The organism is Anditalea andensis (assembly GCF_000714815.1).
Lineage (GTDB): Bacteria > Bacteroidota > Bacteroidia > Cytophagales > Cyclobacteriaceae > Anditalea > Anditalea andensis.
In genome coordinates, this window is the sequence record NZ_JMIH01000016.1 from 504,354 (window position 1) to 521,585 (window position 17,232).

Genomic DNA, 17,232 nt, shown 5'->3' on the forward strand with positions numbered 1-17,232 from the left:
GTCGGTAATAAATACACTACCGTTTGTTACAGATAACAAAACCCATGAGTAACAGTAAAAATAGAATTAAGGATATAGCCAAACTGGCAGGTGTATCCGTCGGTACGGTAGATAGGGTCCTGCATGAGAGAGGTAAAGTGTCGGAGGTAGCCATGAAAAAGGTGCAGGATGCGCTGGAGAAGATTAATTACGAACCCAACCTGCTGGCACGAACCCTGGGCACAAAAAAAAAGCACCAGATAGCCGTGCTTATCCCCAATGCTGAATCTGATGAATACTGGCTACAGTCTAAAGAAGGTGTGGAGCAGGCGGCATCAGAATGGGCCCAATATGATTTTCAAATTGCCTATTACTTTTTTGATTTGTCCGATAAGCGGTCATTCAATCAGGTAGCAGAGGCGGTATACCAGGCACAGCCTGATGGCATTTTGGTTTCCCCTATATTTTATCAGGAAACCCTCCCCTTTCTGGCATTTTTCAAGAACAAATCCGTCCCTTATGTACTCTTCAACACCAATATCCCGGAAGTCCGGGCTATCAGTTTTATCGGGCAGAACTTATATGAAAGTGGTAAGGTGGGCGGGGAACTGGCCAGCCTGGGCCATCAGGGATATGGTACATTTGCGGTACTGCACATACATGAAGAAATACAGAATTCGGTACACTTGATTGAGAAAGAAAAAGGATTCAGGGCTTATTTCGAAGAAAATCATCCTGGCAGGATCCTAGTCAAATCCCTAAGCCTGAGCAGTTCCCAGGAAGATGGCATCACAGAACTTCTTGCTGACCCAGATCTAAATGGAATATTGGTCACTACCAGTAAAGGCATATCCATGATAGCGGCATTGCTCGAAAAAAGCGGCAGAAAAGGCATCAAACTGGTGGGATACGACCTCCTAGAAAACAATATTGCCTACCTCAAAACAGGCACGATTGATTTTTTAATCCATCAGAACCCGAGGCGGCAGGCCTATTTGGGCATCAATTATCTGGCTAACCACCTGCTGCTTAAAAAGGTCCCCCCATCAGAAGTTTTGTTTCCATTGGAAATCATCACCCCGCAGAACGTTAATTCCTATCTAAATTATATTTTGAAGATCTATTAGAATTATGAAGGATGTTGAACAGTATTTTTTACTACGATAACAAACCTCCACAAACCTAGCCTGTGAATGGTTTCAGGATGCATCAAATTTTCTTATAATCATTTGCCAACGCCAACATCGGATCTCTCAGGAATATGATGAAGATGCTAGTCCGCCGGAATCTGTAATGCCAAACAGCTGGAGTAATAGCTATACTAGTCGTAGCTGATAAAATTTACCACATCGGCTGGTAATAAAGGATAGTAAGCAGCCGTCTAAAAAAACGTAACGCTTCCTTTATATCCTTTCTTCCTTATATCTACTTCATATATAAATATAACCATTGAAAATGATACAACACTATCATAATAAAACAGAAATAGGCATATTATTTCTGACTTAAAGAATTAATTAATTTTCAATAAGAGGCTTATATTTATACCATATATGTAATAAATTATCATTTTTTTTAAAAAATAGGTTTAAAAATAAACCGATTTTTATTTAAATTTAGGAAAAAGTAAAAATTATAGTTTATATTTAAGCTGAGTAATATTCTGTTGGACAGCTGTACAATTTTAGTTTTATACATCAAACTTATAAGCTTGGACCAAATAATAATTTATATGGATAACCCAAGATCAAACCTTTCAGGTTTATCCATAATCATTTAACCTATAATCATTCTAATATATGAGGAGAGCATGTTAAAAAAATAGGGAAACCCTGGATTCGGCCCCAAGATTTCCCTGATTCACTATCGTTTAAATAAACAAAGTAAATTTATGAAAAAATACTTACAATTTGTACTAAAAGCAGTACAAAGAATGACTCTGTGTGGAATTTTCTTTTTCGTAACCCTTATAAGTCCCGGTCTCGAAGCAGCAATACCTGGCAGACATACCAAGAATAATAATAAAACCTCCAATTCTGGAATTGCCTCTGTGCAACTTCCCGATTACCTCATCAAAGGAAAGATAATAGATGAAGATTCAGGTGAGCCATTAATCGGGGCCTCAGTAATGTTAGTTGGCAGCACAAAAGGGGTAGTAACTGATTTGGATGGAAGTTTTGAAATGGATATACCGGAAGGTTCTACTTTAAGGATTAGCTACTTAGGATTTAAACCCAAAGAAGTACCTGTCGGGAATCAATCATTTCTTACCATTACATTAACCCCAGATGGTTTATTACAGGAAGTAATTGTAGTGGGTTACGGTACACAGACTAAAAAAGAATTTACAGGATCTGCTTCTTCAGTAGACGGAGATAAATTAAGGGATCTTTCGGTCCAAAGTTTTGACCAGGGACTAGCTGGAAGAGCTACGGGAGTCAATATTTCCCAACCGAATGGTGTGCTCAACAATGCTCCTGTCATACGGGTAAGAGGGATCAATTCCATTTCCTTGAGTTCCTATCCACTTATAGTAGTAGATGGTATTCCGATCAACACTGGGGACGTTTCGGGTAATTCTAATGTGGCCAACAATCCACTTGGCGATATCAATCCCGCCGATATAGAATCTATTGATATTCTAAAAGACGCTGCCTCCACCTCTATTTATGGTTCAAGGGCCGCTGCGGGTGTGCTTTTGATTACCACCAAAAGAGGCATAAAAGGAAAACCAAAGGTAACCTATGATGTATGGGGCGGTGCTACCAACGCAGTAAGACTTCCCACCATGCTCAATGCTGAACAGTTTATGATGATTAAAAATGAAGCTGTCCTGAATGCCAAAATCTTAGGGGGAAATGAATTTAACGAAAACGTCGCTGCTGAACTATTCTTCCCTTCTTTTAATGCCGACGGCACCTTGGTAGATACCAATTGGTATGATCATGTATATCAGACCGGAACATCACAAAACCATAACCTGAGTGTATCCGGAGGATCTGAAACTACTACCTATTTCTTCTCTGCTAACTATAGTAATCAAGAAGGAATACTCAAAACCAACACCTTTGAGCGAAAAGCGGTACGTTTTAATTTGGACCATAAACTAAATAACTGGCTAAGATTTTCTGGAAATGTAAACTACAATAACAGTCTTAATTCCTCTCCTGCCACGGGTTCATTGCAAGGAAATGCTTTTGGCCTGATCGGATCTGCGCGATTGGCCTGGTTGACCGCGCCTAATGTCAGTCCATATAATCCCGACGGCTCTTACAATATCACCCCAACCAATAATATGGGCATGGGCAACAATCAAGTGGTCAGTAATTTCTATAATCCGGTACCGATGCTTGACTTAAATCAATACGATTCCGAAAATGATCGAATTATCAGCAACTTAAGTTTGGCGGCTACACCGATAGAAGGTTTATCATTTACCACGACCTACTCCATTGACAAATTAAGAACCGAGAACATAACTTACAATTCACCGGTACACGGTCCAGGGTTTGCCTCTCAGGGATTGGCCATCAATGTAAATGCTTTGAGATATAACTGGAACTGGGTGAGTACAGCCAGCTACCAGCGGACCTTTAACGAAAGCCATAACGTATCTTTATTACTTGGATATGACATTCAGAAATTTGATAATTCCTCCTGGGGGGCACAAAGGAGTTTAGGTTCTGACGTATTTTTCAACGATTATCAGGGTAATTTCGGAGCTATTGTCCCAACTGGAAATTTTATAAATGAATTTTCATACCTCTCTCAATTTACACGCCTGACCTATGATTATAATAAAAGATATTTCTTCACGATGAATTTCAGAAGAGATGGCAACTCCGCCCTTGGACAAGAGAGGAAGTACGGAAATTTTGGCGGGGCATCTTTTGGTTGGTCGTTATCGGATGAGCATTTTTATATCAACTCAGGCGTCTCCAATTACTTAAGCAGTATAAAATTAAGAGGCAGCTGGGGTGTAGTCGGCAATGGAAATTTAACCAATGCATTTGGCTCCCTGGTCATGTATGACGCTTCACTATATGGCAATGCTCCCACATGGAGATTTAGTCAGGCAGGCAATCCGGATCTGGGTTGGGAAACCAGTGAGCAGACCAATATCGGGGCGGATATAGGGCTGTTCAATGATCGGTTCCAACTGGATTTGACCTATTTTCACAATAATGTAAACGGATTGATATTAGATGTTCCCCAATCACCCTCCAAAGGCATTCCCGGCAATTCGATTTTAGGTAACGTGGGTTCCATGTATAATAAAGGTATAGAGGTGTCATTACTTGCCAATCTGATCAATACTGGTAAGTTTTCGTGGAGTGCCACTATTAATTATACGAATATGAAAAACAGGGTCACTGCATTGGCAGGAAGTGACATCATAGGCACCACCAGTTCTTCAGCTGAAACCACCAATATCACCAGGGTGGGTCATTCTGTAGGAAGCTTATTCGGTGCGCTTACAGAAGGTGTAAATCCTGAAAATGGGCAAAGGGTATTTGTAAATGCGGCAGGGGAACGCGTCCAATATAGCCATGTGGTGCCTGCCGGGCAAAGCAGATGGACTTATCTGGACGGATCACCTGCAGCCGCCATAACTGCCGGAGACTTTTACCTCCTAGGAAATACGCTTCCTAAATATTATGGCGGAATTGATCAGCATTTTACATTTGGAAATTTTGACATGAGTGTCATGTTTACTTATTCCGGTGGTAATTATATCATGAATGGATCACAGGGTACCTGGAGGGACCAGCGGTTTTGGAACAATTCAGTAGAGGTATTGAACAGGTGGACCAGCCCGGGAGACATCACTGATATGCCCAGAGTAGTGTTCGGTGACCTGCTTTCCAACGGCTCCTCATGGCCTATCTCTGCCAATGCCGAAAAAGGCGACTTCATACGTTTACAGACAGCCTCCATTGGATATAGATTGCCTGAAACTGCCTTACGCAGACTTGGACTTTCTTCTGTCAGGGTATATTCTCAGGTCTTTAATGCCTTTGTCCTTACCAGATATACCGGCACTGATCCGGAAATATCATCCAATGGCAACTCCAATACCACACCCGGGGTAGAAAAGAACTCAGTTCCACAGGGACGGACATTTACACTGGGCTTAAATATCGGATTTTGATCAACTTCAAACATAAGAAACAATGAGCAATACCATATATAAATCAATTTCTATCTGGATGTTAGGGTTAACCTTGATAGCATCCTCCTGCATGGAAGATGAACTCTTATTTCCCGAACCACAACTGAACCTGACCGAAAACAATATTTATGATAATCCTGAACGTATCCTTGGCCTAGTAAATGGTTTTTACAATGGACTTAAAGCCGGCTATTTTTATGGCGGCAGGTATGTCATGTACGGGGATTTCAGAGGTGAAGATTTTATAAACAGAACCAACAATATTTTTACAGGATATGATACCTGGAGCCATAACATCAATTCCAGTTCCAACGAAGTACAGTTGCTTTGGGCAGATGCCTATACTACTATAAATCAGACCAACCTTTTTCTTGAAGGTCTGGAAGCTAATAAGGATAAAGTAGATGCTGTGCTGGCGGAGCAGTATTTAGCGGAAGCCAAATTCGTTCGCGCCTTATCCTACTTCAGTATGATTACCCTATATAGTAGGCCTTATCAAGAAGATGACGGTGCGTCCCCCGGGTTACCCTTACGCCTTCGGGCAGAAAAGACCACTGCCAACAATGATCTGGCACGAAGCACAGTCGCCGAAGTATATGCGCAAATCCTCAAAGATCTAGATGAAGCAGAAGAAGGGCTTCCGCTCTCCTATGCTACCCCCTTGCTCAATACCACCAGGGCTCATCAAAATACAGCTATTGCACTGAAAACAAGGGTTTATTTAACTATGGGGAATTATGAAAAAGTCATAGAAGAGGCTTCAAAAATCGTCACTGCCTCTTCTCCATTTGTTGCGCCTTCAGGTGTGGCACATGGTCTTAATGATATTATGGAAATCTTCAGGACAAATTATACCTCTACAGAATCCATCTTTTCCATGCCGATGACAGAATTGAGCAGCTCCACTGGTCAGAATTCGTTAGGCTTTATATATAATGTCAGTGCAGAATATTACCTCAATCCGCAAGGGATTTTCGCAGATCCCTTATGGCCTGCCCATGATAATAGACGAGGGCTTTTCAGGGTTTCCGGGGGTTTAAATTACCTGACCAAATATGCCAAACCTGCCCCTTTTCTTGACTTTGTGCCTGTCATCCGATATGCTGAGGTCTTGTTAAACTATGCTGAAGCTTTGGCAGAAACCGGCAACTTGGGTGCTTCACGAAGCCTACTTGATGAAGTCAGGCACCGGTCTGACCCTGATTTTATATTTCCCGACTATGCAGTATCTACCCAAGATACCCTCATCGAAACCATTTTAAAAGAAAGGAGAATTGAACTGATAGGAGAAGGTTTCAGGTCCAATGATCTGTTGCGAAGGGGCATGACCATACCATCAAAGGGCAGCAGTAGTTTAATAGCTCCTGCTGTAACACCCGGCCAAGAGGAATATATATTCCCTATGCCCAATTCAGAAATTATAACCAACAGCCTATTATGATAGACCGATCTATGATGAATATACAATCACTCAATAAATTAATATCAATGATGTTTGTTTTGTTTCTATTGACAATAGAAACAATAGCCCAAACCAAACCGTCCCCACCGGATCAAGCCTCCATCAATAGCTTTACTTCCGGGATGAAAAAAATGCCTGGATTCCTAACCCTGTACTGGGATGAAGGCAAAGGGAAGATCTGGCTGGAAATAGATAAATTGGATACCGAAATACTGTATTATGCTTCTTTGGCTTCCGGGCTGGGCTCCAATGATATTGGCCTGGACCGGGGCAGGATTTCGCCGGCAAAGGTTGTAAAATTTGAACGATCGGGCAACAAGCTCATGATGACAGAACAAAACTACAGCTATAGGGCATTAACTGATAATGCTTTGGAAAAACAAGCTGTGGAAGAATCCTTTGCCAAATCGATACATTGGGGTTTTGAAATAGCAGCAGGTGGAGGTAAAGCAGTTTTAGTGGATGCCACTTCCTTTTTACTGCAGGATGCGGCCGGTGCCTCAGCTGCCATCTCACGGACCAAACAGGGCAATTATAAACTGGACCCAAGCAGATCTGCCATTTACCTTCCCAGAACCAAAAGTTTTCCAAAAAACACGGAAATAGAAGCTACCATAACCTTGACAGGTGAGCAGGCCGGCGGCTATTTGAGGGCAGTAGTCCCCTCCACCAATGCCATTACATTGAGAATGCACCATTCCTTTGTCGAGTTACCTGACGATGGATATGAGCCCAGGCTGTTTGATCCCCGCGCAGGGATCAATTCGGTCAGTTTCTTTGACTATGCCAGCCCCGTGGACCAACCTATAGAAAAACGCTATATAAGGAGACATAGGTTAGAGAAAAAAAATCCCGGCCCAGCGCCTAGTGAGGTAGTAGCTCCTATTATCTATTATGTGGATCCGGGCACACCTGAACCAATAAGAACTGCCCTGATGGAGGGTACACGATGGTGGGCAGAGGCATTCGAAGCGGCCGGCTTCCTAAATGCCTTTGAAGTAAAACTACTCCCTGAAGATGCCGACCCTATGGACATCCGTTACCATCTGGTACAGTGGGTACATAGGTCTACCAGAGGTTGGTCTTATGGCGGTGGCATCACCGATCCCCGTACCGGGGAGATCATCAAAGGTAAAGTGACTTTAGGTTCATTACGGGTCCGACAGGATTATCTCCTGGCCCAAGGTTTAATCGCGGATTATGCATCGGGAAAACCGGACGATAAAGCGATGATGGATCTTGCCATGGCCAGAATGAGGCAACTGGCGGCCCATGAAGTGGGCCATACATTGGGATTGCCACATAACTACATTGCCAGTACCAGGGGCCGGGCTTCTGTAATGGACTACCCCCACCCTACCGTACACCTGACTTCCCAAAATACTATCGATATATCCGATTCTTATCAAGAGGGCATCGGTACTTGGGACAAAATTGCCATCAATATGGCCTATAGCAATTTCCCAGATGGATCTGATGAGCTGGAGGAGATAGATAAACTGGTAAAAGCATACCAGCGTGAGGGCCAGATGTTCCTGTCTGATCAAGATGCCAGGCCCGTGGGCAGTGCACATCCTGAGAACCACCTATGGGACAATGGTGGAAATGCGGTGGATGAATTGGACAAAACGATGAAAATAAGAAAAATAGTGTTGGACGGTTTTTCAGAAAGGAAAATCCGGGAAGGACAGCCTTTGGCTACATTGGAAGAAGTCCTGGTACCCATGTATATGTTTCACCGCTATCAGGTAGAGGCCGCTACCAAACTAATCGCCGGGGTGGATTATGCCTATATTTTGAGGGGTGAAAAAGACATACCTTTTGCATCGGTATCCGCTGAAGAACAAAAAAAGGCCCTCAAATCTGTACTGGCCACTTTGAAACCGGAAGCATTGGCGCTACCACCTAACATTTTAGACATTATCCCCCCACGACCTTACGGTTACGGAGCTAATCCCAGGGAAGTATTCAGCAGGACCACAGGACTTGTCTTTGATCCCTTAAGCCCTCCAGAAATAGCAGCGCACCTTACTTTAGGTTTTTTGATGCATCCGGAAAGGGCTTCCAGATTGGTAGCCCAAAGCGCAATGGACCCTGATCTACCAAGTTTGGAGCATGTGATTGACCAATTGATTTCAGCAACCTGGAAATCCCCTGAGTTTCCCGGATATGAAGGCGAAATCAAAAGGGTAGTCGATAAATTGGTTTTGCAGCACTTGATTTTATTGTCAGTGGACAAAAGCGCTTCTTCACAGGCGAGGGCTACTGCCATGTTTAAGATCAAGGAACTCCAAGGTTATATTGCCGACAGCCCTACATCGGTGTCCAATGGGCAGAAGGCACATAACTATTACTGCCTATCATTGATTGAGGGATATGAGAAGCATCCTGAAGAAACGGTAAATATACTAACTCCCCTCCCATCACCTGAGGGTGCGCCTATTGGACAGATGGATCAAAGCTGGCTGGAGCCGGCCTGCAACCATGATGAGCTTCCATTTCATTTTTAATGCTTATTAATATGGCAAATAAGATATTCATAATATTGGCAGGGTTTATTCTGCTTGCCCCAGACAATGTTTTTGGGCAATACAGTTCCAGAAAAGTGGCTAGCTTAAAAGCACAGCTTATAGAAGAAATTAACCGGCAGCAAAAGCTGACCCAAGAGATGGTAGACATGGTGTTCAGCTTTTCTGAACTCGGTTTTCAAGAGGTGGAAACATCCAAGTATTTGACAGGTATCTTAGAGATGAACGGTTTTGAGATCGAAAGAGGTGTGGCGGATATGCCCACCGCCTGGACTGCCAAATGGGGTTCAGGAAAACCTTTTATCGCTATAGGTTCGGATATTGATGGCCTTCCCAATACCAATCAAACCCCAGGTGTAGCCTACCATAAACCTTTGGTGAAAAATGCACCTGGGCACGGGGAAGGACATAACTCTGGAGTTCCATTAAGTATCACTGCTGCACTTGCCCTTAAAAAAATAATGGAGTCCGAGCATATAACCGGCACTTTGATGATCTGGCCGGGAATTGCCGAAGAGCAATTGGCCGGTAAAGCCTATCTGGTACGAAGTGGGATATTTAAAGAGGCGGATGCCTGTATCTTTTCGCATGTCAGCAGTAATATGGGTGTCTCCTGGGGAGATTCTGGAAACAATGGTCTGGTATCCGTCCAATTTGATTTTGAAGGTGAGACGGCCCATGCGGCTAGCTCATGGAAAGGTAAAAGCGCTTTAGACGGTGTAGAATTGATGAACACCGCATGGAATTTTCACAGAGAACATCTAGAACCTACCCAAAGATCTCATTATGTCATCACTGACGGAGGTGACCAGCCCAATGTGGTGCCGGGAAGGGCTTCTGTATGGTATTTCTTCAGAGAAAGAAACTATGAAAAAATCCATCAACTATATGAGGACGCTATACGGATTGGTGAGGGAGCAGCTCAGATGAGTAACACCACTATGTCCCATCAAGTATTAGGAAGTGCCTGGCCTGGGCATTTTAATAAGGCCATAGCAGAGGCTACGTATAGGAACATTCAACGAGTTGGTCTACCGGAATGGACTGATGAAGATCAGCAGTTGGCAAAAGCAGTGCAAAAAGTGATCAATCCTGAAAAGGGGGACAACCAGACGGGGCTGCCTACAGAACTGACAGAATTAAAAGGACCATCTGAATTTTCTATGGGCGGGGCCAGCGATGACATAGGTGATGTATCCTGGAACATACCGACTGTCGTACTGCGTTATCCTGCCAATGCACCGGATCTACCGGGCCATCATTGGACCAATGCGGTGACCATGGCCACCCCTATAGCACACAAAGGCGTAACTGCAGGAGCCAAAGTGGAGGCTCTGACTGTGCTGGACCTTTTACTGGACCCGCAGATACTCAAGGATGCCTGGACATATTTTAAGGAAGAACAGACCAAATTCATAAAGTATGCCCCAATTATGGCAGAAACAGATCGGCCTGCTGTATTTTTAAACAAGTTGCCTATGGACCAGTATAGGCCTGCTTTAGAAAAATTCTATTATGAGCCCAGCAAATATGGTACGTATCTCGAACAATTGGGGGTAACCTATCCTACCCTTGAGTAATATCCATGAATCAACGGGGTAAAGGAATCAGGTACACGCCGCCTATCATTACCGTCATTTGCAGAAAGCTATCCTACATACGCACTTCGGACCACCATACAGTATTTTGTGTATTTATTAAAATAGGGCCTCAAGAGGGCGGCGTATAGAGGAGACAATAAGTAAGTTCGACCCCTTTAGGGGTCGTGGGGAAGACGAATCCCTGTTTTCCATGGGTCGCTACCCATGGCTATTGATGGGTTTGACCCTTTTAGGGTCATGGATATGGATTTCGAGAGGAAGGCGTATGGAGGTCCTAGGGGATGGCAGATGGAGAGGAAGAAGGATGGGATTGGCGGTAGTTTGCAACTTTACCTTGGTGCGAGGTGGATGAACTACCGCCAATACAATTAAGATTCTGAAGATATTTCCATTTTATACTTAATTTAATCTATTAAAAATGGATAGTCAATATAACCTTGCTCTCCCCCGCCAAACATCGATGCCCTGTCTGGTTCATTTAGCGCGGCATCTTTTTCAAACCGTTTAGGTAAATCGGGATTAGCCAGAAACAGCGTACCGAATGAGATAAGCCCAGCTATGCCTTTCTCCAGTTCTGCTTCGGCAGCAACTTTGTCATATCCTGCATTTGCGATAACCGTTTGCTGTATCATGCTGCCAAACAATTCTATTTCATCATCGGCAGGGTAGTGAGCAGGCGAAGGGAAGTACGGGCTGCGCTTCATTAATTCCACATAGGCAAAGTCTAATTTATTGAGTTCCTCTACCAGGTACGTGTAGGTACTAACAGGATTATCCAAAATCATGTCCCCATAAGGGTGAAAAGGTGAAAGTTTGATTCCTACTTTATCACCTCCCACTGCACTGATCAATTCCTGCATTACCTCCACCACGAAACGGACTTTATTGGGAATACTTCGGCCATACTCATCTGATCTTTGATTCGAACTTTCTGCCAGAAACTGACTTGGTAAATAACCGTTTGCCGCATGAAGCTCTACACCGTCAAAACCAGCTGACAGGGCATTTTTGGCTGCTTGTCCATAATCCTTTATGGTTTGCTTTATTTCGGCAATGGTCATTTCCTGTGGCGTTTCATAGGCTTTCATGCCCTGTGAGGTAAAATGTTGCATTCCCTGTATGGGAAGTGGGGATGGTGCAAGTGGTAATTTACCGCTTCTGTCGACCGAGTGCCCTACACGGCCTGTGTGCCAAAGCTGGGCAATGATCAGCCCTCCCTGATCGTGTACAGATTTGGTAACTTTTTTCCATGCCTCTATCTGCTCACTGGTGTAAATGCCAGGTGTTAGTGGGCTGCCGGTTGCCTCTTCACTAATCCTGATGGCTTCAGTAAATATGAGTCCAGCGCTAACTCTTTGAGTATAGTATAGAACGGTCATATCCCCTACTTCACCTTTTTCGTTTGCACGGCTTCTGGTCATGGCAGACATTGCCATTTTGTTTTTTAAAGTTAGACCTGCCAACTGATTCTTTTCTAATAATTTCATGGGTGTTATAATTTGATTGTAATTGAAATGATACAAAGATGACCATATAGCCAATGATGGATTTGTACCCAATCACTGATTAAATAGATTGATAATGCTATGATCTTATGCTTGATGTTTCCAGAGACAAAGCCGGTGCTGGCCCCTTAGTGCCTATGGTAGAGAGGAAGATAAACTTGACTTACGAAATCTTCCGCTGTGGTAGGCGTGGTAGTAGCCTTATCCCTTTTTTGATAATTCATGAAGCCGGATTTGATGGCCGTTCCCATTTCAATCAGGTTATCGACAAAATCTTCAGAAAACCCGTTGCCTAAGAAGGTTTGCTTTACCTGCTCCACGGGCAATTGCCTATAAGGCAAGTCTGGGCTGGCTATAGCCTTACCGATTATACCTGTAAACTCTCTATAAGTGTAGTCTTTCGGTCCCATCACCGCCTGGACGCTTTTACCGTTAAAGTCAAGGTTGGCCAAATGCCCCGCTGCGATTTTTGCTACATCCTGAGTGGATACCATTGGTATCGGATGGTCTCCGTCTGCAACCGTTCCGTTAAAACCCATCTTCTTCACCAGCCCTATTGTCCTTAAAAAATTATCCATAAAGTAGGCGGAACGTAAATGGAGTACATTCACATCCGTCAATTGGTTTAACCTTACTTCCTGCTCACCGGTACCGCCCATGATGCCATTTCCTTCATGCATATGCGATCCAATGCTACTCATATTGACTATGTATGGGATGCCGGAACCTTTAATGGCTTCAATCAGATTGCCAGTTACCTGTCTTTGGTAAGTTCTGGTATTTTCAGCCTTTACATTGTCCGGAAGAATTATAAAAGCACTATCAGCATCTTTGAAGGCAGCGGTCAGCATAACCACATCAGTGATATCCCCTGCGATTATTTTTGCACCCAGGTGGCGATCTTCTTCCAGCTTTTCTATATTTCTGGCTATCAAGGTTACCTCATGTCCTTCATTTAATAGGATTTTTGATATTTTACTGCCCACCGTTCCTGTGGCACCCAGTATTACAATTTTCTTTTTCATATTGATGATTTTTAAATGTTAGATTGTTTTTATGTCAAGATGATGTGTTTGAAAAATTAAAAGTTGTACCCGACCACTGTTCAAAATGGAGGTTACCAGGTGGTCCCTGCTTCTAATTCTCCAGTCTCCAGGTCATGCCTGATGATTTCCATTGCATCCCTAAGCATAGCATGCACTGCTTTTATAAGGACTAATTTTACAAACAGCCTGGCAAAAAAATTTGTAGGGATGGTTCTATAAGTCCATTCTATTTTTGTGCTGCCGTTTTCCAGATCTATGAACAGCCATTCGCCTTCGAGTCGTTTAAGGAGGGATGAGAGGATCTTTGAAGTAAAATGTTCGTTTTTGTAAGAAAATGAAGTCGGTGAATCTACTGTAAGAAGGGTTTCCCGAGAGGTGGACCCATCTCCAAAGTAAACAGTTCTTTGCAGTCCGGCTTGGTTCCATCCCTGTTTCACACTGGTATCAATGATTGCCGGGATCATGGCATTTCCTCGAAAGATGTGCATTAGGTTGATGGGAGCTATATAATTGAAAGCGTTTTCAATTTGCGAGTTGATGGTCACCGCAATCGTGATTTCAGGATTTCTCTTTTGATTTCTTGTTTTTTTACTGGATGTCATGTTTAGCGTGATTTAGTTATAGTCATTTGATTACTTTACAAAGGTGCGTGCAATGGGAGCATTAAACTTGTATCAGATCACTGTTCTGATGGCGACCAAGGTTATTTAAAGATGCAGGTTGCCACTATACATCCCTTTGTCAAAATGCTCCGAATTTGGCTGTGTCATGAACAGTACTATATCACTTGTTTCATCGGCACGGAATTTTGGTTCTTCATTCTCCATCAGTACACTTTCTCCAGAGGCAAGAGGCATTGCATCATTGACGGTAATTTTTCCGACGAAAACATAGAACAGGAAGGCGCAATTTTCAGACGGTGCATCTGGCAGGAGTATTACTTCCCCCTTTTCCAATCGCAGATCCATCACCCAGGTATGGCTTCGTAACTGAAGCGGGAAACCATCCCCCTTACCTGCTATCTTTCTCCATAAGTTGGTACTGTAAATTTCAGTCAACTGAAAGAACTGAACCTGGGGCGGAAGATCGGCAGTATCTGGCCTGATGAATATTTGTAGTCCTTCCAAAACACCACCTTCCGCTAATACCCTCTCTTCATGAAAAAAGCTGCCCCCTGCATTCATTACCATTAATCTTTGGTTTGAGATTATGTCGGTTTTGTTTGTAGCGTCAAGATGTTTCACATTGCCTGTTCTCAGGTAGGTGATGATTTCATCATTCCTGTGTGGATGCATCGGAATAAGTGTCCCGGGGGTGATCCGTGCATGGTCTATTCTACCTATGGTGTATAGTCCCGTATCTTGCTTCTCAGGACGGACCAGTCCAGGATATAATATTTGTATCCCAAAACCGCCATGCTGCTTACCATATTTTATGGTATTGTCTATTTTTGTTAACATTGTTCTGATTATTGTAAAGGTGAAGGGCAACAAAGAAAACTTGGAGCAGCATTAGGTCATTTGAATCACTACTTTTCCGGAGTATCCCCCATGCTCAGCATATTGGTAGGCTTCCCTGAACTGATCAAACTGAAACACTTTATTGACTTCTATCAGCAAGCCATTCTTTACGGCCCCCAGCAAAACATCGGTGTATTTTGTAGATGGATTTGAAAGTATGACCCTGTGTTTTTTGGACCTCAGAAGGTTCTTTAAAAGTGACATGGGGATCTCGATCGGCTTTGGTGTAGGATTCAGGTATAGGGCTTTTGCCTTCATTATCTGTTTAGCTTTATCATATCCTATTTTGCCGGATAAATCGATGACGGTGTCATATAGGGCGTTATTTGAAAGCACGTTTGTTTTAGTGTAATCTATCACCGAGTGGGCGCCCCATTTTTTTGCGTATTCAGCACCCTGACTACTGGTGACAGCGGTGACTTTAGCCCCCCTTTGTTTCAGTAATTGAAGTAAGAACATGCCGAAACCACCTGAAGCGCCTATTATTAAAATCTTTTGGGAGGTGATATCCCCCATTTTTTCCAATGCCGTAACAGCGGCCGTTCCCACTACGGGAATAGAAGCCGCTTGAGGATAGCTGATATTTTCAGGTTTTTTCCAGACTAATGAAGATGTCACCGCCACATATTCGGCCGATGCCCCTTCTTTCATCATGTTTTTTACCACTCCAAAAACTTTATCGCCTTTTTTTAAGCCATTGACCGAAGAGCCGGTTGCTTCCACAGTCCCGGAAAAATCCGTGCCCGTGTGTTTTGGAAACGCTGAACCCGACATCAAGGTCATTTCTCCTTTCCTAATCTTCCAATCCATAGGATTGATTGAAAACGCTTTTACTCTGACAAGTACCTGATCTGCTTTAAGCGTAGGTATTGGTTGTTCTACAAGTTGCAAAACATCTGAATCTCCGAATTTCTTATACACTATTGCTTTCATGATATTATTGTTTATTGTTTATGATATCACAAAGTTGCGCACAAGTGGACCGGCAAACTTGTATCAGATCACTGTAATGATCAGGAAGGCTGTGTTATAAAAGGAGGATCGCTTTGGAACAGAAAAAAATAAAGTTTAAAAGTCCTGGTATGTCCTTTGGTGTCGGGGAGTAAACCACTGTAGATAAAGGAACCTTGAAAAAGGCATGTTTAATATGACAACTGCAGAAAAAAAGGTTAGTACACTTCTATCAGATCACTATTATGTTTCAATGCTTTAGGTGGCATTCCAAACATTTCGTACATGTACTTATTGAACTGGGGGAGATCATAAAATCCTGTGTCGTAGGCTATATCTGTAAGACTTCTGTTTTTGTCCGAAAGTATAAGATAGATTGCCTGGCGTAAGCGTGTCCAAAGTAAATATTTAGAAAGACTACTTCCTGTTTGTTTTTTAAAAAGCGAGGCCAAACGGGACGGGGAAAGAAAAACTAAATCAGCAAATGTTTGTGGAGTGATATGCTGCTCAAAATAATTGGCCCTGATGTATGCTACTATCCTGGTAACCCTATCATCATATTCGATTGAAGGCAGTTTAGAGAGGAGAGTATCCATTATTTGGATAACATCCAAACTGTCTTTTGGGGTTTGAAAAAACAAATTTGTTTCAGATGGGGAATTAAATATTATATAATCCTGATTTTCAGTAAATCTACAGGAAAGTTCTAAACCTATATTAGAGTAAGGCTCTATGTTTAACACATTCAGCGTGCCTTTTTCTGCTACGCAAAAATGGGGCACATGAGGTTTTATGAGGAAGCCATGAATACGCTCAAAGAGCAGCCCATTGATCGTTGAGTCGAATGGGGTGTCGTTTGACAAGACGATTTGATATGCGGCATGCCGATGGATTTCCACCGTTAGATTACGGGCTTTCAGGGCAAGGATGAACGGGTTGCTGTATTGCCTTTTCATATGTCTCTCATTTGGTGGTACCATTATGCCCGAAATTACAAATATATACTGATTAATACAGCCATTTATGATATGGTAAAATCGGCAGGGAAGGCTTATAAATTGTCATTCTGGTCGGAATGGTTCAGTTTGACCCATTTAGGGTCATGGATATGGATTTCGAGAAGACGTCGTATGGAGGATCCGCACGGGAGACCGTTCTGCTTCACTTCGTTCCGATCGACGTGACGGCGTATGGTAAGTTCGACCCCTTTAGGGTCGTGGGGATGACGAATCCCTGTTTTCCATGGGTGGCTACCCATGGCTATTGATGGGTTTGACCCTTTTAGGGTCAGGGGTAAGGGTTCGCGGTGACGGCGTATGGAAGATACGGTAGGTGAAACGTAAACGCCTATACAGCATCTTTTCTACCGACCGGAGGGAGCTGAGAAATCTTAGTAAGTTCGGCCCCTTTAGGGTCGTGGGGATGACGAATCCCTGTTTTCCATGGGTGGCTACCCATGGCTATTGA

Annotated in this window: 11 protein-coding genes; 5 read left to right on the plus strand and 6 right to left on the minus strand. The window is 43.2% G+C overall.

What is annotated here, in order from left to right:
• Positions 1-44: 44 nt before the first annotated feature.
• The 5 genes from EL17_RS10355 (at position 45) to EL17_RS10375 (ending at position 10,722) form a co-directional block, all read left to right on the plus strand.
• Complete coding sequence (locus tag EL17_RS10355; RefSeq protein ID WP_035073366.1) at positions 45-1,106, plus strand: LacI family DNA-binding transcriptional regulator; 1,062 nt, start codon at positions 45-47, stop codon at positions 1,104-1,106.
• 764 nt (positions 1,107-1,870) lie between these two features.
• Positions 1,871-5,131, plus strand: a complete 3,261-nt coding sequence (locus tag EL17_RS10360; protein ID WP_084166178.1) for a SusC/RagA family TonB-linked outer membrane protein — start codon at positions 1,871-1,873, stop codon at positions 5,129-5,131.
• A gap of 22 nt (positions 5,132-5,153) precedes the next feature.
• Complete coding sequence (locus tag EL17_RS10365; RefSeq protein ID WP_035073368.1) at positions 5,154-6,593, plus strand: RagB/SusD family nutrient uptake outer membrane protein; 1,440 nt, start codon at positions 5,154-5,156, stop codon at positions 6,591-6,593.
• A gap of 14 nt (positions 6,594-6,607) precedes the next feature.
• Positions 6,608-9,124 carry a zinc-dependent metalloprotease gene (locus EL17_RS10370; RefSeq protein WP_449371675.1) on the plus strand — a complete coding sequence of 839 codons (2,517 nt, stop codon included), beginning with the start codon at positions 6,608-6,610 and terminating at the stop codon, positions 9,122-9,124.
• Between the two features lie 11 nt (positions 9,125-9,135).
• Positions 9,136-10,722: an amidohydrolase gene (locus tag EL17_RS10375; protein ID WP_035073553.1), complete on the plus strand. Its 1,587-nt coding sequence runs from the start codon at positions 9,136-9,138 to the stop codon at positions 10,720-10,722.
• A 425-nt stretch (positions 10,723-11,147) separates the two neighbouring features.
• Here the strand turns inward: EL17_RS10375 and EL17_RS10380 are convergent, their stop codons facing one another.
• The 6 genes from EL17_RS10380 to EL17_RS10405 all read right to left on the minus strand — a co-directional run bounded on the left by EL17_RS10380 (position 11,148) and on the right by EL17_RS10405 (position 16,721).
• Entirely contained in the window at positions 11,148-12,230 is a 1,083-nt protein-coding gene (locus tag EL17_RS10380; protein ID WP_035073370.1) for an alkene reductase, read from the minus strand.
• 146 nt (positions 12,231-12,376) lie between these two features.
• On the minus strand, positions 12,377-13,273 hold the full coding sequence (locus tag EL17_RS10385) for an NmrA family NAD(P)-binding protein (protein WP_035073372.1): 897 nt from the start codon (positions 13,271-13,273) through the stop codon (positions 12,377-12,379).
• Positions 13,274-13,365: 92 nt separating this feature from the next.
• On the minus strand, positions 13,366-13,896 hold the full coding sequence (locus EL17_RS10390; RefSeq protein WP_035073374.1) for an SRPBCC family protein: 531 nt from the start codon (positions 13,894-13,896) through the stop codon (positions 13,366-13,368).
• Between the two features lie 105 nt (positions 13,897-14,001).
• Positions 14,002-14,754: a pirin family protein gene (locus EL17_RS10395; protein WP_035073376.1), complete on the minus strand. Its 753-nt coding sequence runs from the start codon at positions 14,752-14,754 to the stop codon at positions 14,002-14,004.
• A gap of 51 nt (positions 14,755-14,805) precedes the next feature.
• A complete protein-coding gene (locus EL17_RS10400) occupies positions 14,806-15,747 on the minus strand; it encodes an NADP-dependent oxidoreductase (RefSeq protein WP_035073378.1) in 942 nt (313 codons plus the stop codon).
• A gap of 236 nt (positions 15,748-15,983) precedes the next feature.
• The gene (locus tag EL17_RS10405; RefSeq protein ID WP_035073556.1) at positions 15,984-16,721 is read right to left on the minus strand and encodes a helix-turn-helix domain-containing protein; all 738 of its coding nucleotides are present in this window, start codon (positions 16,719-16,721) and stop codon (positions 15,984-15,986) included.
• Positions 16,722-17,232 lie beyond the last annotated feature (511 nt).